Annotated in this window: 14 protein-coding genes and 1 other annotated feature; of the genes, 13 read left to right on the forward strand and 1 reads right to left on the reverse strand. The window is 61.9% G+C overall.

The genetic code is table 11. The features are described 5' to 3' along the window. Positions 1-205: 205 nt before the first annotated feature. The 7 genes from speD to hemB all read left to right on the forward strand — a co-directional run bounded on the left by speD (position 206) and on the right by hemB (position 7,491). Positions 206-604 carry an adenosylmethionine decarboxylase gene (gene speD / locus BM235_RS17785; protein WP_090115573.1) on the forward strand — a complete coding sequence of 133 codons (399 nt, stop codon included), beginning with the start codon at positions 206-208 and terminating at the stop codon, positions 602-604. Positions 605-889: 285 nt separating this feature from the next. Continuing rightward, on the forward strand, positions 890-2,296 hold the full coding sequence (gene hemA, locus BM235_RS17790) for a glutamyl-tRNA reductase (protein WP_090115574.1): 1,407 nt from the start codon (positions 890-892) through the stop codon (positions 2,294-2,296). A gap of 49 nt (positions 2,297-2,345) precedes the next feature. Further along, positions 2,346-3,167, forward strand: coding sequence for a cytochrome C assembly family protein (locus tag BM235_RS17795; protein ID WP_090115575.1), 822 nt, complete (start codon positions 2,346-2,348; stop codon positions 3,165-3,167). A 16-nt stretch (positions 3,168-3,183) separates the two neighbouring features. After that, a complete protein-coding gene (locus BM235_RS17800) occupies positions 3,184-3,870 on the forward strand; it encodes a precorrin-2 dehydrogenase/sirohydrochlorin ferrochelatase family protein (protein WP_090115576.1) in 687 nt (228 codons plus the stop codon). A gap of 118 nt (positions 3,871-3,988) precedes the next feature. Then, a complete protein-coding gene (gene hemC / locus BM235_RS17805; protein ID WP_090115577.1) occupies positions 3,989-4,927 on the forward strand; it encodes a hydroxymethylbilane synthase in 939 nt (312 codons plus the stop codon). A gap of 2 nt (positions 4,928-4,929) precedes the next feature. Next, on the forward strand, positions 4,930-6,483 hold the full coding sequence (gene cobA, locus BM235_RS17810; protein WP_090115578.1) for a uroporphyrinogen-III C-methyltransferase: 1,554 nt from the start codon (positions 4,930-4,932) through the stop codon (positions 6,481-6,483). A gap of 18 nt (positions 6,484-6,501) precedes the next feature. Next, on the forward strand, positions 6,502-7,491 hold the full coding sequence (gene hemB, locus BM235_RS17815; protein WP_090115579.1) for a porphobilinogen synthase: 990 nt from the start codon (positions 6,502-6,504) through the stop codon (positions 7,489-7,491). Positions 7,492-7,904: 413 nt separating this feature from the next. Here hemB and BM235_RS17820 read toward each other — a convergent pair whose 3' ends face one another. After that, positions 7,905-8,567, reverse strand: coding sequence for a Crp/Fnr family transcriptional regulator (locus tag BM235_RS17820; protein ID WP_158544029.1), 663 nt, complete (start codon positions 8,565-8,567; stop codon positions 7,905-7,907). Between the two features lie 81 nt (positions 8,568-8,648). Here BM235_RS17820 and hemL point away from each other — a divergent pair, with 81 nt between their 5' ends. The 6 genes from hemL to BM235_RS17850 all read left to right on the forward strand — a co-directional run bounded on the left by hemL (position 8,649) and on the right by BM235_RS17850 (position 19,707). Further along, the gene (gene hemL / locus BM235_RS17825; RefSeq protein WP_090115581.1) at positions 8,649-9,950 is read left to right on the forward strand and encodes a glutamate-1-semialdehyde 2,1-aminomutase; all 1,302 of its coding nucleotides are present in this window, start codon (positions 8,649-8,651) and stop codon (positions 9,948-9,950) included. 136 nt (positions 9,951-10,086) lie between these two features. Beyond that, complete coding sequence (locus BM235_RS31700; RefSeq protein WP_158544028.1) at positions 10,087-11,682, forward strand: LysM peptidoglycan-binding domain-containing protein; 1,596 nt, start codon at positions 10,087-10,089, stop codon at positions 11,680-11,682. A 124-nt stretch (positions 11,683-11,806) separates the two neighbouring features. Continuing rightward, positions 11,807-12,053 (forward strand) — a binding site (T-box leader). A gap of 144 nt (positions 12,054-12,197) precedes the next feature. Further along, on the forward strand, positions 12,198-14,849 hold the full coding sequence (locus BM235_RS17835) for a valine--tRNA ligase (protein ID WP_090115582.1): 2,652 nt from the start codon (positions 12,198-12,200) through the stop codon (positions 14,847-14,849). Between the two features lie 17 nt (positions 14,850-14,866). Then, positions 14,867-16,297: a bifunctional folylpolyglutamate synthase/dihydrofolate synthase gene (locus tag BM235_RS17840; protein WP_090115742.1), complete on the forward strand. Its 1,431-nt coding sequence runs from the start codon at positions 14,867-14,869 to the stop codon at positions 16,295-16,297. Positions 16,298-16,304: 7 nt separating this feature from the next. Next, on the forward strand, positions 16,305-17,690 hold the full coding sequence (murC, locus tag BM235_RS17845; protein ID WP_090115583.1) for a UDP-N-acetylmuramate--L-alanine ligase: 1,386 nt from the start codon (positions 16,305-16,307) through the stop codon (positions 17,688-17,690). Positions 17,691-17,946: 256 nt separating this feature from the next. Next, on the forward strand, positions 17,947-19,707 hold the full coding sequence (locus BM235_RS17850; RefSeq protein ID WP_090115584.1) for an SPOR domain-containing protein: 1,761 nt from the start codon (positions 17,947-17,949) through the stop codon (positions 19,705-19,707). The last annotated feature ends 37 nt before the right edge of the window (positions 19,708-19,744 follow it).

A 19,744-nucleotide genomic window follows, 5' to 3' on the forward strand; every position in this document is an offset into this window, starting at 1 on the left:
GAAGCGGGATATTTTGCTTAAAAAAAGAGTTGCATTTCACCCCGATAGATGTTATTTTTAGTTTCGTTGACAAAACAATAGGAACCAGGATTCACTCAGGAATGGAATGCGATTGTTTTGCAGATTCCCTCGAGAAGTGAATGACGTAGGTCCTAGCGGATGAAATCAGCTTCACATTTTATTCCTAGGAAGGGGGAACCGAACAGTGGAATACTCTACTTTCGGACGGCACGTTGCGGTTGATACCTGGGGGGTCGATTTCGATCTTCTGAACAGCGCTGAACTTCTCCAATCGCACATGGTGGAGGCAGCCGAAGCTTGCGGAGCAACCGTTCTCTCGGTTCAAGCCAAACAATTCGAGCCGCAGGGCGCAACGGTTCTCGTCATGCTGTCGGAGAGCCATCTCTCCATTCACACGTATCCTGAGCGGGGTTTTGCCGCGATCGACTGCTACACTTGCGGCGAGACGGTCGATCCGCAGCTCGCGATCGACTACATGGTTAACGTACTCAAGCCGAAGAATACCTACGCTAAGAAGCTCATTCGCGGCGTCGGCGAGATGCAGGTCGAAGAGCCTGCTATCAAACAAGCCGAACTGGTGTAAGAGTAGAAGCGCCTACAGACGATGATGATGCATGTTAGCCATGGGGCCTCGTCCCCATGGCTTTTTAAATGCGATCCGCAGACTATAGGCCGGCAAGAATAGAATGCGACCCGGACGACGACAATAGGAAATATGGAAATCGACCGGATGTCGCAAAATATTCATCAAATCTTCAGGGCCGGCACGCCCGGCTATGCTATAATAAGTCCTAGTTGGCGGGCAAGCCGGACGCGCTTGCTCCGCATGATCGGCATCCAGACCTCAGGAAAAGGCAGGTGAAGTCCCGTGCATCTTATAGTCGTCGGTTTGAACTACAAAACGGCACCGGTAGAAGTCCGGGAACGCTTCGCGATTCCGGACGAGGAACTGCCGCTGGCGCTGGATGCGCTGAAGGCGACGACGGGCATTTTGGAATGCGTCATCGTCGCGACCTGCAACCGCACCGAATTGTACGCGGTCGTCGATCGCCATACGCTGTGCGGGCACTATATTCGCTCTTTTATGGAGCAGTGGTTCAACCTGCCCCGCGAGATGTTCAACCGTCATCTCTACATGTACGAGGATGACCTCGCCAATCGTCATCTGTTCCGCGTAGCTTGCGGACTCGATTCGATGGTCATCGGCGAGACGCAGATTCTCGGACAGGTGCGGGACGCCTTCTTCCTCGCGCGCGAGCGCAAGGCGACGGGAACGCTGTTCAATCGTTTGTTCCAGCAGGCGATCACGGTCGCCAAGCGCGCCCATACCGAGACGTCGATCGGCGAGAGTGCCGTATCCGTCAGCTATGCGGCGGTGGAGCTCGGCAAGCGGATTTTCGGCCGCTTCGACGACAAGAAGGTCATGATCCTCGGCGCGGGCAAGATGAGCGAGCTTACGGCGCAGCACCTGACCGCCGGCGGCGCCAGGGAAGTGTATGTCGTGAACCGCACGCTCTCGCGCGCGGAAGAGCTCGCGGACAAGATGGGCGGCAAGGCAATGGCGATGGACGAAGCGCTGCGCCGGCTCGACGAAGCCGATATCGTCATCAGCAGCACCGGGGCGCAGCGGTTTGTGCTGGAAAGGGACGTCGTCGCGCGTGCGATGAAGAGCCGCAAGAAGAGACCGTTGTTCTTAATCGATATCGCGGTCCCTAGAGACATCGATCCCGCTTGCGGCGAACTGCCGGGCGTCTACCTGTACGACATCGACGATCTCGAAGGCATCGTCGAGAGCAATCTGGAAAAGCGCAGGCAGGAGACGGCTGTCATCGACGTTATGATCGACGCCGAGATGGAGTCCTACCGGCAATGGTACGCGACCCTTGGGGTCAGCCCGTTGATCCGAGGCCTCCAAGAGAAGGCGGCTGCGATTCACGAGGAGACGCTGGACAGCCTGCTTCGCAAGCTGCCCGAACTGGACGAGCGGCAGGTCAAAGTGATCCGCAAGCTGACCAAGAGCATGCTGACGCAGATGATCCACGACCCGATCCTGCGGGTTAAGGAGCTGGCCGCGGAAAAGCGCAGCGAAGCATCGTTGGACCTTTTCGTGCAGCTCTTCGCGCTCGAGGAGGAAGTCGCTCGCCTCAAGAACGAGGCGAAGGAGGCGGAAAAGGCGCGCGCAGCCGGCCTAGCCGCTGCTGCCGCGCCCGACAAGCAAGCCGCCTCCGCGGAGCCTCAATCATTCCTGGCTCAGCTGGCCGGCGCGCTTCGCTGACCGGATCGCCGGCCTGGCCGGATTCGAGAGAAGCCGGAGGCGGTGCTGCATGTTAACGAATAATTGGCTGACGGACGCCATCATGTATATTTACGCCCTGAGTCTGCTGTTTTTCGTATCGGACGCCGCCTACGGCAACCGAAACGGGAAACGGATCGGCACAGGGCTGCTTGTTTTTGTCTGGGTGCTGCAGACGGGGTTTCTCGTCGACCTGCTCGTGCGCCGTTTCGCGGTTCCGGAGGTGACGCTACACGACTATGTTTTTTTTGTATCGTGGCTGCTAGTTTCCGCGTCGTTCGCCGTGAACCGGATCGTCCGCGCCGAGCTTCTGGTGTTGTTCGTGAACGTCGTCGGCTTCGCGGTGCTTGGCCTTAATCTGATGGAACGCTCCGGCCGGGAGATCGCCTTGGCTCCGTCGGAGGTGGCAAGACGGCTGCTCGTCCTCCATGTGAGCCTGATTACGGTCGCCTTCGCCCTTCTTACCGTTTCCGCGGTATGCGGCGCCATGTATCTTTTTCTGAATTACCGATTGAAAAAGAAGAAATGGGGCAGCGTGATGAACCGCATGCCGAGTTTAGAGGCGATCGACAAGTATGCGTTTCGATCCGGTCTGTTCGGCGTGCCGCTGCTGCTCCTGGCGCTATCCACCGGCACGGCCGCATTGCTCGTCGACGGTCACTATGGCAAGCTTCTGGACGAGAAGGTGCTTCTGTCGTTCGTCGCGGGCGCCGTATATATTTTCTATCTGCTGCGCAGGTGGATCGGCAGGGACGACGCGGGACGCTGCGCGATATGGAATTTGGTCGGTTACGTCCTGCTCGTATTGGATTTTTTCGCGAATTCGCTCTCATCCTTTCATCGTTGGTTATAGAAAAGGAGAATACGGCATGCAGCGCTATTATCCGATCATGGTATCCGTAGAGCACAGCAGATGCGTCGTGGTAGGCGGCGGCGCCGTCGGCGAGCGAAGAACGGGCGGTTTGCTGGAGGCGGGCGCGGACATTTTGCTCGTCTGCCCCGAGATCGTCTCGGCCAGGCTGCGTCAGTGGAAGGAAGCAGGGGCGATCCGTCACTTGCCGAAGCCGTTCTCGCCGGACGATCTGGAGGGTGCCGCGCTTGTTATTGCGGCTACAGGTGCCGACGAGTTGAACGGCTGGATCTGCGACGAGGCGAAGCGGCGCGGCATCCCGGCAAACTCCGCCTCGGACGGTTCGAGGGGGAGCTTTATCGTGCCGGCCGTAGTCCGCAGAGGCGGCTTGTTATTGACCGTCGGTACCTCGGGCGCCGGGCCGGCTTGGTCCGCTCGCATCGCGAGCGAACTGAGGGAGCGATACGGTCCCGAATATGCCGAACTGACGAGAAAGCTGGGCATCCTGCGCCGGCGCGTGCTGGCGGAGGTCGCCGATGCGTCTGAAAGGCGCAGGCTGATGCAAGTTGCCGTTACGGATCGCGCTGTCGAAGCGTGGTCGTCCATGGCGGAACTGCCCGAGGCAGAGGCGTTGGTCGCGATGCTGCGCAAATGGGCGGATGCCAAGCATGCCGAGAATGCTGAGAATTCGGAGAATGCCAACTAGGGAGTTCGATAGAGCCCTGCTGGCGATGTTTGGGTCTGGCGGCTGAATATGAGACAATAGTTAGTAACTTGAAGTCCACTGACGATTTGAAAAGAAATACCGGGGAGTGTTGCGGCGAATGCGCAAGATCAAGGTTGGGACTAGACAAAGCGCGCTGGCGATGACGCAGAGCGGGCAGACGCTCGATGCGCTTAAGCGATTGGCAGAAGAGGCAGGACTGCCGCTCGAATTCGAGGTCGTGCCGATCGTAACGCGGGGAGACCGGATATTGGACGTGACCTTGTCCAAAGTCGGAGGCAAAGGCCTGTTCGTCAAAGAGATCGAAGAAGCGCTGCTCGGCGGCGAGATCGATATCGCGATCCACAGCATGAAGGATATGCCGTTCGAGCTGCCCGAAGGCCTCGTGATCGGATGCGTGCCGCCGCGCGAGGATCCGCGCGACGCGCTCGTGAATTTGACCTCGAGCACGCTGTCGGATTTGCCGCCGGGCGCCAGGATCGGCACGAGCAGCCTTCGCCGGTCGGCGCAGCTGCAGTCGCGCCGACCCGATTTTCGGATCGAATCGCTCCGCGGCAATATCGACACCCGGCTTCGCAAGCTGGAGTCCGAAGGACTCGACGCGATCGTGTTGGCCGCTGCCGGCTTGAAGCGGATGGGGTGGAGCGATCGCATCACCGCTTATATCGAGCCCGGGGACTGCCTGCCCGCTGTCGGACAGGGCGCGCTTGCCATTGAATGCCGGGCGTCCGACGATGAAGTGCTGGCGCTGCTGGCTATGCTGAACGATACCGCCGCCGAGCGCGCGGTAGCTGCCGAGCGCACGTTTTTGGGATTGCTGAACGGCGGCTGCCAGGTGCCGATCGGCGCTTATGCGACCGCAGCGTCGGCGGAGTCCGATGCCGTCGTATCCATGACGGGCATGGTCGCGGCTGCAGACGGCAGACTGGTGCTTAAAGCGTCGGCTTCCGGCAGCGATCCGGCCGAGGTCGGACGACGCGTGGCGGAGGAGCTGCTGGGCAAGGGCGCGGACGCATTGCTCGCGGAAGCGAGGGAATAACGATGACGCAGGGGAAAGTATATCTGGTGGGCGCGGGGCCGGGAGACCCGAAGCTGATCACGGTACGCGGGCTGCGCGCGCTTCAGCGCTGCGACGTCGTCGTGTACGACCGCTTGGCGGGACCTCAGCTGCTGCAGGAGACGCGGCCCGGCGCGGAACGGATCTACGTCGGCAAGCGGCCGGACCGGCATACGATGAAGCAGGAGGAGATTAACCGGCTGCTGCTCGATTTGGCGCTTTCCGGCAAGATCGTGTGCAGGCTCAAGGGCGGCGATCCGACCGTGTTCGGGCGCGTGGGCGAAGAGGCGGAACTGCTGCGGCAGCATGGCGTGCCCTACGAGATCGTCCCGGGCATCACGTCCGCGATCGCGGTACCGGCCTATGCCGGCATTCCGGTGACGCACCGGGACCTCGCCTCCTCCTTTTCGATCGTGACCGGACACGAGAGCCCCGACAAGCTCGACCGTATGATCCAATGGGACAAAGTAACCAACGCTACCGGCACGCTGCTTTTCCTGATGGGCGTTGCCAAGATCGGCTATATTAGCGAGCAGCTGATCAAATACGGCCGGCCGGCCGAGACCCCCGTGGCGCTTGTCCGATGGGGCACGCGCGCGGAGCAGGAGACGCTGACCGGTACGCTGGGCGACATCGAGCAAAAAGTGCGCGAGGCCGACTTCCAGCCGCCGGCGGTCATCGTCGTCGGCGACGTCGTGCGGCAGCGCGAAACGTTGAAGTGGATCGAGGCGAAGCCGCTGTTCGGCTGGCGCGTCCTTGTCACGCGGGCGCGTTCGCAGGCAAGCGAGCTTGCGGACCGGATCGACGAACTAGGCGGAGAGCCTTACGTGTTTCCCGTGATCGACACGGTTAAGCAGACGAATCCGGCCGAAGTCGAACGGATCGAATCGGCGATGCGCGAGGCCGAGCGCTTCGATTGGGTCATTTTGACGAGCGCTGCGGGCGTCGAGTACTTTTTCTCTTGGCTTGCCGAATCGCGCGTCGATATCCGCCGGTTTGCCAGGGCGCGATTTGCCGCGGTTGGACCGAAGACGGCCGAAGCGCTCGCGGCGCGCGGCGTCGTCGCCGACGTGATTCCTTCCCAGTTCCAGGCCGAAGGTTTGCTGGACAGCTTGGCGGACAAGCTGGAGCCGGGACAGCGGGCGCTGCTGCCCAGAGGCGATCTGGCCCGCGGATTGCTGCCGGCAGAGCTCGCCAAGGCGGGCGTCGAAGCCGTGGAGTTAGACGTATACGAAAACAGGCTGGTCGTTCAAGAGGACGACATGATCGTCGAGATGCTGCAAGCCGGCGAGATTCATGCGGTGACATTTACGAGCTCGTCGACGGTCGTTAATCTGCTCGAAGCGTTGCGCCAGTTGGGCGCGGAGCGTCCGGCGGACCTGCTGGCAGGCTGCGCGATCGCGTGCATCGGACCGATCACCGCCCGCACGGCGGAAGAGCACGGGCTTCGCGTGACGCTGACCGCCGAACAGTCCACGATCGAAGGATTGCTCGCGGCGATGCTGAAGCATCGCGGCGCCGGCAACGAAATTCGTTAAAGAAAGGTTTTGATTCGAATGAATACATCTATCGTGCGCCATCGCCGGCTTCGGCGAACGGCCGGCATCCGCAATCTGGTCCGGGAGACGCATCTGCACGTGCACGACCTGATCATGCCGATCTTCGTCGCCCACGGCGGCAACATCAAGACCGAGATCTCCTCGATGCCCGGCGTATATAACCTGTCGCTCGACCGTCTGGACGAAGAGATCGAAGAGATCGTCTCCCTAGGCATCCAGGCCGTGCTGCTGTTCGGCATCCCGGGCGCCAAGGACAGCGTCGGCACGGGCGCGTATGCGGAAGACGGCATCGTACAGCAGGCCACCCGCAAGATCAAAAAGCTGGCGCCCGATCTGGTCGTCGTCGCGGATACCTGCTTGTGCGAATTCACGGATCACGGACACTGCGGCGTCGTGCACGAAGGAGACTGCGGCGCGGTCGTGGACAACGACGATTCGCTGGCACTTTTGGTGCGCACCGCCGTATCGCAAGCGCGCGCGGGCGCCGACATCATCGCGCCTTCGAATATGATGGACGGATTCGTGGGCGCCATTCGGCAGGGGCTCGACGAGGCCGGCTTCGAGGATATTCCGATCATGTCCTATGCGGTCAAATATTCCTCGGCTTATTACGGCCCGTTCCGCGAGGCTGCCCAGTCGGCGCCGAAGTTCGGCGACCGCAAGACGTACCAGATGGACGCGGCGAACGCCCGCGAGGCGCTGAGAGAGGCCGAGACGGACGTACGAGAGGGAGCGGACATGCTCATGGTCAAGCCGGGGCTCGCGTACCTGGACATCGTGCGGCTGCTGAAGGAGCGGTATGATCTGCCGCTCGTCGTATATAACGTGAGCGCCGAATACGCGATGGTGAAGGCGGCGGCGATGCAGGGCTGGATCGACGAGCGCGCGATCGTGCTGGAGACGCTGACCGGCATGAAGCGTGCGGGCGCGGACATGATCATCACGTATCATGCGAAGGATGCCGTTCGTTGGATGAACGGACTGTAAAGCGAAGGGTATAGGAGCTGGCGTGGGCGAGCATAGCGGCAAACTGCAGCTGTGCTCGGCGAGCCGGTGGAGTCTTGGCTAGCATAGCGGTAATAAGTTCCGCTATCGTGCCTGGCTAGCCGATCGTAGGCGTGCATAGCGGAAAAAAGCACCGCTAATTTGCCCGGCGAGTCCGGTCATAAGCTGAATAGCGGTAAAAAGTACCGCTATCTTGCTTAGCGAGGCTTGCCATAGCCTGAATAGCGGTAAAAAGTACCGCTATCTTGCTTAGCGAGGCTTGCCACAGCCTGAATAGCGGTAAAAAATACCGCTATCTTGCTTAGCGAGGCTTGCCACAGCCTGAATAGCGGTAAAAAGGCCGCTAATGTGCCGGGAAGTGCGTTGCAGGCGCGTATAGCGGTAATAAAGCAGCCTCAGCCCCGCAGCTTGGTCAAATTAAGCGTGTACTGGTTCAGCCCGAACGCGAGCACGCCTTTTGCTTCGAGCTCGCGGAGCACTTCGGACAAGATCTGCTTGGACACGCCGGCCATTTGCGAGAGCTCGTCATAATTGAGCGCCAGATGAATGCGGATGAAGACGCCGTCGCGCTTGCCGTGCTGGTTGGCGAGATTGATCAGGTTCTTCAGCACGCGCGTGCGGTCGTCGAGGAAGGTCAAGTCGCTCACATGCTCGTTCGTCTGCCGGAGCCGCCGGCTCAGCTCGGCGAGTATGCCCTTCGTGATATCGAAGTGCGACTCGAGCAGCCGCATGAAGTCGTCGCTCGCGATCTCCAGCAAGAGCGAAGTCTCGAGCGCGCGGGCGGACGCCGAGCGCGGCAGCCCGTCGAGGAGGGCTAGTTCCCCGAAGCTGTCGCCTTCCCCGACGACGGACAGCACCTTCTCTTCGCCGCCTGCGCTGCGCGTGAAGAGCTTGATGGATCCGTTCAGCACGACGTAGAATACGTTGCCCGGATCTTTTTCCTGAAAGAGGATGCTGCCGGCGGACAAGCTGCGCCGTCTCGCTATCCGAGATATGTGTTCAAGCTGCGAATCGCTGAGTTTGTCGAACAAAGACACCTTTTTAAGCCATTGAATCATGACGGAGCCCCCATTGCCGCGCATTATGATGATTCAGTTTACCATAGACTTTTCCATTCCAGATAGCAGAGGTGGACCAAAATGAGCGAAACGCGTCAAATCCGCTCGGACGCTAAGTCCAAAGCCGCATTCGAACGGGCCAAAAGGTCTATTCCCGGCGGCGTCAACAGCCCGGTTCGCGCGTTCAAGTCGGTCGGCTTGACGCCGGTCGTCATCGAACGCGGCCAAGGGAGCCGGATTACCGATATCGACGGTCAAATCTATATCGATTACGTACTGTCTTGGGGGCCGTTGATTGCCGGCCACGCCCATCCGGAAGTGGTGGAAGCGATCAAGCGGACCGCCGAAAAAGGAACGAGCTTCGGCGCGCCGACCGAATTGGAGACGGAGATGGCGGAGCTTGTATGCGCCCGCGTGCCGTCGATCGAGGTCGTCCGCATGGTCAACTCCGGCACCGAGGCGACGATGAGCGCCATTCGGCTCGCGCGCGGCTATACCGGCCGCAGCCGGATCCTGAAGTTCGAGGGCTCGTATCACGGCCATGCCGACAGTCTCTTGATCAAGGCGGGCTCCGGCGTGGCGACGCTTGGATTGCCCGACAGTCCCGGCGTGCCGGAGAGCATCGCGTCCCACACGATCACGGTGCCCTACAATGATCTTGCGTCGGTCAAGCTTGCTTTCGAGCGGTACGGCGAGGAGATCGCGGCGGTCATCGTGGAGCCGGTCGCCGGCAATATGGGCGTCGTTCCTCCGCTCCCCGGTTTTCTCCAGGGGCTGCGGGACGTGACGAAGCAATACGACAGCTTGCTCATTTTCGATGAAGTGATGACGGGCTTCCGCGTGCACCTGAACTGCGCGCAAGGCCTCTACGGGATTACGCCAGACTTGACCTGCCTCGGCAAGGTCATCGGCGGCGGTCTGCCAGTCGGCGCCTATGGCGGCCGGCGGGAACTGATGGAGCGCATGGCGCCGGTCGGGCCGATCTATCAGGCGGGCACCTTGTCGGGCAACCCGCTCGCGATGTCCGCGGGGTTGGCCACGCTCAAGCTGCTCGACGAGTCCGCCTACCAGCGCCTGGAGCGGCTCGCGATGCGCCTGCAGGCCGGCCTCGCGTCCAATGCGGCCGAATACGGCATCGCGATGACGATCAACCGCGTCGGCTCGATGGTCTGTCCGTTCCTGACGGACAAGCAGGTCATCAACTTCGAGACGGCCAAGCAGTCCAACACGGAGCGATTCCGGACGCTGTTCGGCAGAATGCTCGACCAGGGCGTCAACCTGCCGCCTTCCCAGTTCGAGGGCTGGTTCCTGTCCACCGCCCACAGCGAGGACGACATCGACGAGACGATCGCGGCGCACCGCACTGCGCTTGGCAAGTTTTAAAGCCAGACGACGCACAAGTCCGTAGGCATGCCCACCTTTTTAAGGCATATAGATAGATAAGGAGTGAAGCCTGCCTCCGGGCGTTTTCCGGCAGCCGGGAATGCAGGGACTCTATGCCGAGAGGGGGAGACCTGTCGTGACGGAATCGTCGAACGGGTTGAGATTCGATATTTATGAACGGGTGCAGCTGACGAGTGACGCCTTGCCCATCGACACGCTCGAGGAGATCGAGCTGTCGCCGCACATCGAGGCGGTGGAACAGGAAGACAGCGTGCTGTTGCGGGGATATTTGCTGCTGAGCGGCACTTACCGGCCGATCGGGGAAGAGGATGCGGCCGGGACGCTGGAGCATCGCATTCCGGTCGAGATTTCTTTGCCGCAGAGCCGCGTGCGTCAATTGGAAGAACTGGACGTCGAGATCGATCATTTCGACGTCGACCTTCTCACCGAGCGCTCGCTGAACGTGACCGGAGTTTTGGGGTTGCGGGGCGTGCAGACGGAAGCGCGCGAGGCGCCGGTATGGCTGGAAGACGGCTTTACGGTCGCGCATGACGCGCCGGAGCGGGTGTACGCGGCCGAAGCGGAGCAGCGCGACGAGGGCAATCAAGCGTTCGAGCTGCCGCCGCTGGGCGAATTCGCCTTCGAATCGGCGGAGGAAGGCGGGGCGAACGAGGGCTTCGGCAGGACGCCCGAAGCAGGACGCTCGAATGCCCCTTTTACCGCAGGCGGCCAGCCGCAAGCGCCCGTTTATTCGCAGCCCGGACCGGTCTATCTGCCGCCCGCTTGGACGGATCCGAACGCCGCCCAGGAGGCGTCAGCCTCGCCGGTCTGGTATGAGCAGCAGCGGGCTCGCGCCGAAGCTGAAGCACGGGCTCGGGAAGAGGCGCTGCTTCGGCAGCAGGAGCTCGCCCAATTCGCCGCCGAGGCACTGGAGCGGCAGCTTGCCGAAGCAACGAGGGCGAATGCGGAACTGGAGGCTCGTGCCGCCGAGGAAGCGCGCGCATACGAGCTTGCGGAGCGGGAAAAAGCCGAGCGGGAAGCGCTAGACGCGATCGCGCAGGCGCAACGCAACAAGCAGCTGGAGGAAGAGCGGGACAGGCAGGAAGAGGCCGAAGCTTGGGAGCGGCTGCTCGCTTACCAGCGTCTAGAGGAGGAGCCGGCGGAGTTCATCGCGCCATCGGAGACCGTTCCTCCGCAATCGGAACCGTCAAGCTATCCTCAAGTATATGAGGCGAATATTCCCTCGCCTTCCACATGGCCGGGTCTCGAGAACGAAGCGCAGCCTCAGGATCATACGGAGTCGGCCGATTCCGACGAGGCGGCCCCGTACGGACATCGCCAGCCGGAACCGACGGGACCGAAGCTGGGCTTGTCCAGCAAAGGGGCGGGCGGGGCCGAATCCGCATTCGGCGTCGGCATCCTGTCGCAGCTCGGGGACAAAGGCGCGATTCGCGAGGCCGGCCTGAAGGCGGCCGAGGAAGCGCGGTTGGCCGCGCCTCCCGAGAATACGCAGAACAGCCGCGCCACGGGAGACGAGATCGAATGGACGCGTCTATTCCTTGCCAAGGAAGCCGGCCAATCGTTTCGCAAAGTAAAAATGGTGATCGTGCAGCGGGAGGATACGCTCGACGGCATCGCGGGCAGGTACCAGCTTCAATCTCGCGAGCTCCAACTGTACAACCGTCTTCCCGATCCGCATCTGGCGGAGGGGCAAGTGCTGTATATCCCTTAAGCTTCGAATCGGTTCGCCCCGCGGCAGCAATGGCCGCGGGGTTCTTCGCGTCTTCGGCCCGGCGCGCCAGACGCCGTAGCGGCCGGCAGGTTGACTGCATGTAGCCGTACGGGTATGATAGGAAAATAAGACATGGATAGGGACCAGTAAGCAGTCCTACCCTTCAGAGAGCGGAACCGCTGCCTTGCAGCGCTGCGAGGTTCCGCAGGAAGTAAGCTGCCGAAGTCGCCCTGGAGTTTCCCGTTCGAACCGAGCACGCCGTAGAACGGGACGGCCGCAGCCGTTATCCTGCGTTCGAGAGCCGCATTTCGTCCGATTGGGAGATGCGGAATGAAGGTGGTACCACGGAAGTTCAACCTTTCGTCCTTTGCGGCGGGAGGTTTTTGCTTTTTTTCGGGGTCCCGCCCCGAACCCGCATATGCTTCGGCTTTGCCGTTACGGACCGGCCCGGCATGACGCGAGCCGGAGGCCGATCGCCAATCGTCTGATCCACGTCCCTGGAGGTTGTGAATTCAATGAGCGACATCAATCAAAGCAAACCCCTTGAACTGCCCACCACGTACGATCCGACAGGCGCCGAGCAGAAGTGGTACGACGCTTGGCTCGAAGGCGGATATTTCAAGGCCGGCCTGAGGCCAGACGCGCCCAAATACACGATCGTCATCCCGCCGCCCAACGTGACGGGCATGCTGCATATCGGCCATGCGCTCGATCTGACGCTGCAGGACATCCTGATCCGCTTCAAGCGGATGCAGGGCTTCGACGCGCTATGGGTGCCGGGTACGGACCATGCGGGCATCGCCACGCAGACCAAGGTCGAGAGCACGCTTCGCGAAGAAGGCTTGTCCCGCTACGATCTCGGCCGGGAGAAGTTCCTTGAGCGCGTCTGGGACTGGAAGGAACAGTACGCCGGCTCGATCCGCAAGCAATGGTCCAAGATGGGCCTCAGCCTCGACTATTCCCGCGAGCGCTTCACGCTCGACGAAGGGTTGTCCAAGGCGGTCCGCGAGGTGTTCAAGCGCCTTTACGACAAGGGCCTGATCTACCGCGGCAAGCGCATCATCAACTGGGACCCGGCCGCCAAGACCGCTCTCTCGGACATCGAAGTCGAATACAAAGAAGTGAACGGGCATCTCTATCATCTGAAGTATCCGCTATCCGACGGCAGCGGCCATCTGACGGTCGCGACGACGCGTCCCGAGACGATGCTGGGCGATACGGCGGTAGCCGTGCACCCCGAGGACGAGCGCTACAAGCACCTGATCGGCAAGACGCTCCGTCTCCCGATCGTCGGCCGCGAGATTCCGGTCGTCGGCGACGAATACGTCGACAAGGACTTCGGCAGCGGCGCCGTCAAGATCACGCCGGCGCACGACCCGAACGATTTCGAGGTCGGCGCCCGTCACGATCTGCCGCAGATCATCGTCATGGACGAAAGCGGGCGGATGAACGACCAAGCCGGCCCGTACGAGGGCATGGACCGCGCCGATTGCCGCAAGGCGATCGTCAAAGATCTGCAGGAGCAAGGCGTCCTGATCCAAATCGAGGATCACGTTCACCAGGTCGGCCACAGCGAGCGCAGCGGCGCCGTCGTCGAGCCGTACCTTTCGACGCAGTGGTTCGTCTCCATGAAGCCGCTCGCCGAAGCCGCGATTAACGCGCAGCGATCGGGCAATGGCGTCAACTTCGTGCCTGACCGCTTCGAGAAAATCTATCTGCACTGGATCGAAAACGTACGCGACTGGTGCATTTCCCGCCAGCTCTGGTGGGGACACCGCATTCCGGCCTGGTACAAGGAAGGTACGGGCGAGATATACGTAGGCACGGAGGCGCCAGAAGGCGATGGCTGGGTGCAGGACGAAGACGTGCTGGACACGTGGTTCAGCTCGGCGCTATGGCCGTTCTCGACGCTCGGCTGGCCGGACAGTACCGAGGATCTGAAGCGTTACTATCCGACGGACGTGCTCGTTACCGGCTACGACATCATTTACTTCTGGGTCGCCCGGATGATTTTCACCGCGCTGGAGTTCACGGGAGAGTCGCCGTTCAAGGACGTGCTCATCCACGGTCTCGTGCGCGATGCCGAAGGGCGCAAGATGTCCAAGTCGCTCGGCAACGGCGTCGATCCGTTCGAAGTCATTGAGAAATACGGCGCCGATGCGATGCGCTACATGCTGTCCACGGGCAACACGCCGGGGCAGGATCTTCGCTTCCGCTGGGAGAAGGTCGAGCAGGCGCGCAATTTCGCCAACAAGATCTGGAACGCATCGCGCTTCGCCCTGATGAACCTCGAAGGCTTCAAGGCGGAGGACATCGACCTGACAGGCAGCCTGTCCACGGCCGACCGTTGGATTTTGCACCGGCTCCACGAGACGGCGCGCGACGTGACCCGGCTTATGGAAACGTACGAATTCGGCGAAACGGGACGTCTGCTGTACAATTTCATCTGGGACGATCTGTGCGACTGGTACATCGAGTTCGCCAAGCTCACGCTGTACGGGGAAGACGCGGCCGCCAAGACAAGCACCCAATCCGTCATCGCGTATGTGCTGGACCGCACGCTGCGGCTGCTGCATCCGTTCATGCCTTACCTGTCGGAAGAGATCTGGCAGCATCTGCCGCACGAAGCCGGCGAGACGATCACGCTGGCTGCCTGGCCGGCCTACGATGCCGCGTTCGAAGCGCCTGACGCAGTCTCGGAGATGGGTCTGCTCATGGACGCGATCCGCGCGGTTCGCAACGTGCGCGCCGAAGTCGGCGTAACGCCGGGCAAAAAGATCGAACTGCTCGCGAAGCCGACCACGGAAGCGTCCGCGGGCATCCTGAAGCGCAACGAGGAATATTTGCGCAGGTTCTGCAATACGTCGAGCTTGACGCTGGACGCGAGTCTCGCGGCGCCGGAAAAGGCGATGACCGCCATCGTGACGGGCGTCGAGCTGTACCTGCCGATCGCCGGCCTGATCGATATCGGGCAAGAGATCGCGCGGCTGACCAAGGAACTGGCTTCGCTCAACGCCGAGGTCGATCGCGTGGAGAAGAAGCTCGCGAACGAAGGGTATATCGCGAAGGCGCCTGCCCACGTGGTCGAGCAGGAGCGCGCGAAAGGCGCCGATTATCGCGACAAGCGCGACAAAGTGCTGGCTCGGATCGAAGAGCTTAAAAACTGATGGAGGCGAGCACAGGCATGACAACTTCGCAAGACGCGTCATCTCAGAACGCTCATGACCTGACATCCGCCGGGGACAACGTGGAGGCATCTTTCCGCACCGCCGCCGAGGCGGTCAACTGGATCTCCGGCCTCGCTCCGGTCGTCGGCATTAAGCCGGGTCTCGAGCGAATGGAGCTGCTGCTGGAAAAGCTGAACTACCCGCACCGCCGTCTCAGATTCATCCATGTGGCGGGCACGAACGGCAAAGGCTCCGTATGCGCCATGCTGGCCTCGGTTCTGCGGAAGAGCGGTTATGACGTCGGCCTGTTCACGTCGCCGTATCTGACGTCGTTCGCGGACCGCATCGATTACAACGGCGAGGCGATGCCCGAGGAGGTCATCGTTCGCCTCGCGAACCGCCTGAAGCCGCTCTCCGACGAGCTGGCGGATTCCGAATGGGGGGCGCTGACGGCTTTCGAGCTGACGACGGCCATGGCGATTTTGTATTACGCGACGGTCGCTTTTCCGGATTATGTCGTATGGGAAACGGGACTGGGCGGACGCCTCGACGTGACGAACGTCGTCACGCCGGTCGTCAGCGTCATCACGAACGTCGGGCACGACCATATGGATCTGTTGGGCGACACGATCGCGGACATTGCCCGGGAAAAAGCGGGGATCGTCAAATCCGGCGTCCCGGTCGTATCGACCGTGCTGCAGCCGGAGGCGGCTGCGATCGTCAAAGAGACCGCCGCCTCGCGCAAAGCGACGCTCTATCAGCTGGGCGAACAGTTTTCCTATGAAAACCGCGGTACGCAGGAAGAATCTCAGTCCTTCGATTTTCGGGATTTGTTCAGAGGACTGGAGGATATCCGAATCGGCCTGGCCGGTCCCCACCAACAGGCCAATGCCGCCGCCGCGATCATGGCGATCGACGTGCTGCGGACGTACTACGCGCTTATCGTCGACGAGGAGGACCTTAGGGAAGGACTTCGCCGGGCGGCTTGGCCGGGCAGGCTTGAACTCGTGAGCCGCGAGCCTCGGATTCTGCTTGACGGCGCCCACAATCCCGAAGGCATGGCTGCACTCGCGGAGGCGCTTCGGCAGGGGTATCCGCGCGATAAGCTCAACGTGCTGCTCGCCATGATGCCCAACAAGAATCATGAAGACGCCTTAAGGCATATACTACCAATGGTGAGTACGCTTGTCGTTACGGAACCGGATCATCATCGCAAGATGGGGGCTGAAGCGCTGGCGGATGTCGCCCGGCGTGCAGGGCGGGATACGGGCGGCGCGGCAGCCGTCATCGTCGAACCGGATTGGCGCAAAGCGCTCGAAAAAATACAAAGCCTCGCGGCCGCCGAACCCGAGGAAAATACGTTGACGCTCGTGACGGGCACGCTCTATTTGATCGCGGACGTCCGTTCATGGCTGCTTGAACGAAAGACTTCTGACAAAGGCTGGTGAAGCGTCGTTGGCAACGGCTGAACACGTACATTTTATCGGCATCGGCGGCTACGGGATGAGCGCCATTGCCAGAGTGATGCTGGAGATGGGCTATCATGTGACCGGGTCGGACGTCGCCCGGCAGGAATTGACGGACAAACTGGCCAGCAAAGGGGCCGAGATCTACATCGGGCACGAACCCGGCAACGTCCGGGGCGCCAATCTGGTCGTCTACTCGACGGCGCTGGCGCGGGATAACGTAGAGCGCTTGGAGGCGGAGAGTCTGAACATTCCGACGCTTCACCGCGCGCAGATGCTGGCCCGGCTGCTCAACAGCCGCACCGGCATCGCGGTGGCCGGCGCCCACGGCAAGACGACGACTTCCTCGATGATCGCGCTCGTCATGGAGCTATCGGGTCTGGATCCCACGTATATCATCGGGGGGGAGATCGTGAACGTCGGCACGAACGCCAAGGCCGGCAAAGGCGAGCACGTCGTGGCCGAGGCGGACGAGAGCGACGGGTCGTTCCTTCAGTACGAGCCCGCGGTAGCCGTCGTTACGAATATCGAGGCGGACCATCTCGAGAACTACGACGGCGACTTCGGCAAGCTTAAGGCGGCTTACGTGCAATTTCTTAAGCAGGTTCGTCCCGAAGGCTGCGCCGTCGTATGCGCGGACGACGCCAACGTCAGGGAGCTGCTCCCCCAGGCGGCGGGAACGAACGTGATCACGTTCGGCATCGAGCAAGAGGCGGACTACAAAGCGGTCTCGATCGAATTGGGCGACCGTCAAGCCTCCTTCAACGTCGTGAAAGGCGAGGAGACGCTCGGTCTCGTTCGTCTCTCCGTGCCCGGTATGCATAACGTTTACAACGCCCTTGCGACGATCGTCGTTTGCCTGCACGCCGGCGTGCCTTTCGAACGGATCGCTTCGTCGATCGTGGAGTTCCGGGGCGCGAAGCGCCGGTTCCAGGTGCTCGGGGACGTCAACGACGTGCTCGTCATCGACGATTACGCGCACCATCCGACGGAGATCCAGGCAACGATCCTGGCGGCCAAGGCGACCGGGAAACGCATTTTGGCCGTATTCCAGCCGCAGCGGTACACGCGTACCTACTTTCTGCTGGATGCGTTCAGCCGGGCATTCGCCGAGGCGGACGAGGTGTATATTACCGATATCTACTCGCCGGCCGGCGAGAAGCGCATCGAGGGCGTCACGTCGTCGCGCCTTGTTCAGTTGATCGCGGAGAATAGCAATGCCAACGTCTCGTACGTGCCGACGCGAGAGCAGGTCCGCGACCTGCTCGCCGAGCGGGTGAAGCCCGGCGATCTCGTGCTGACGATGGGCGCCGGGGACATCTGGAAGTCCGCCGACGAACTGGCCCGCATTTTGCGGGAACGGGCGGGAAATTAATAGCAGGAACGAAGCGCAGCGGGATGACCCCGCTGCGCTTTTTGATTGCCCGGCTCGGGCTTTAATTCGCTTTAAGTGCACGGCTGCAAGAGAGGAAAGCACCGCTGGAGCGGGCATTTTCCGGCCTGGCGCAGGCTGCAAGCGAGGTTATGCGGTTGGTAGAACACTGGCGAAACGGATTTGCAGGCGATCATATTCTCTCTCATTCGCTCATAGACTAGGATTAATAGACGAAGCAGCAGGGAGAGAAGCCAAGATGCAGCCACCTTCCAGAATGACCTTTAAGTTCGACGGCAACCTTCCGAGGGAAGTCCGAAACGATAGCGCCGTCCGGCAAGATTCCGCGCTGCAGGCGTCCGGGCAAGGAAGCGCGAACGCCGACCTAGCGGATCCGGCAGCCCGAGGCTTTAAACCGCGCGGGTTTTCGGCGCAGGCGAGCAGACAGGCGCAGAGCGCCGGCAGCGGGTATCGCCTGCCTGGCAAAGGCGCGCATATCGGGCAAGGGCGCCCTGTGCCGGACACGGCGTCAGGGCTAAGGATGCGAGATGCCGCGCCGGAAGGCGGCGCGGCGGCGCCGATCGGCGCGCAGCAAAGCGCGTCCGCGGGCAACGGGCCTGCGGCTGGACGGCACCCTTCCGACGGGCATATGTCGGACGCGCGCTCGACGCGCGAACATCCGATTCGTCCGCAATCGGCTAAAAGACCGGCCGATCGCGTTGCGCGATCAGGCCCTTACCAGGACGACGTCGAGGCTTTGGAGCAGATGATCCGCGGCACCGACGGGGAGCGCGGCCATCCGCGGAGCGAGAGCCGTTCGCAATCTTCGGAACGCGTGAAGACCTTGCCGGCCGGACGCGTCGCCGGTTTTCGCAAGCCGTCTTCCGTCCAAGCGCCGTCTTTGCCCGATCTCCCTTACGGAGACCTTCGCCACGCCATCGCGGATCAGGACGATCAAGAAGTGTATCCGTCCAGCGAAGTTCAAGATCCTTATGCGGCGCATAATCATAGCGCGGCGTACGATGCCGGTTCGGTCCCGCTGGATTCGGAACCGTATTCGGATGTGGACGAGCATTGGATCGACGGCGGAAATACGCGTAGATATCGCGGCGGGCCCTCGTGGATGCGCATATTCGCTTCGGTCGCGGCCGCGATCGTGACGGGAGCGATCTTCGGATACATCGTGCTGGCGCTTTTCACGGGCGAGCCTATTTTGCCGTCGGGAAGCGCGGCCGATCCGGCATCCGCCGGGTTAAAGCCCGCGGCATCCGGCGCTGCGGCGGCGTCCGACGGCACCAAGGCCGATCCTGCAGCGTCGGGACAGGCGCCAGCCGGCAAGCCGGACGGCACCGATCCGGCAGGCGCAGCGCAGCCGGACAAAGCGGCTGGCGCCGCAGGCGACGCCCAGGTGCCCGCTTCGGTCAGCTACCTGCTGCAGTACGGCGTCTTCCAGAGCGAAGCCAGCATGAACGAGGCCGTCCAAGCGCTGACGAGCCAAGGCATCGCGGCCGCGACGGATACGAAGGACGGGTACCGCGTATACGCGGGAATCGCAGCCGACAAGGCCGAGGCGGAAAAGCTGGCCGCGGCGTTGACCGACGAGGAGCTGTACGCCAAAGCGCTGGACAACCGGGCGCTCTCGCTGCCGCAGACGCCGGCGGCGGTGTCGTGGGCTGCATATCTGAAGGAGAGCGACGCGCTCGGCCGCTTGCTCGCCGGGACGTCGGCCGAGCTGCTGGCCGAGGGCGATTCGCCGCCGCCAAGCGCGCAGGCTGCTGCCGATATGCAAGCCGCATTGAAACGCTGGAACGCCGCAAAGACGGACATGGCTTCGTGGTCCGGCAGCCGAAGCGAGCCTGCCGGCGCCTTGGCCGCTCAGCTCGGAGCCGCGTCCGAGCAGTGGGCCGCCTACGGCAAGGAACCGTCCGCCGCCCGCTTGCGCGCCGTGCAGACGTCGGCGATGAAAGCGGCGTTGATCGCCCGCCAGCTGCGCGAGGAGCTCGGCGAAGATGGCGACTGAGCTGCGGCTGTGCCTGCAAATGCAGGGACGCTGTCTG

This window comes from Cohnella sp. OV330 (assembly GCF_900112065.1).
Taxonomy (GTDB): domain Bacteria; phylum Bacillota; class Bacilli; order Paenibacillales; family Paenibacillaceae; genus Cohnella.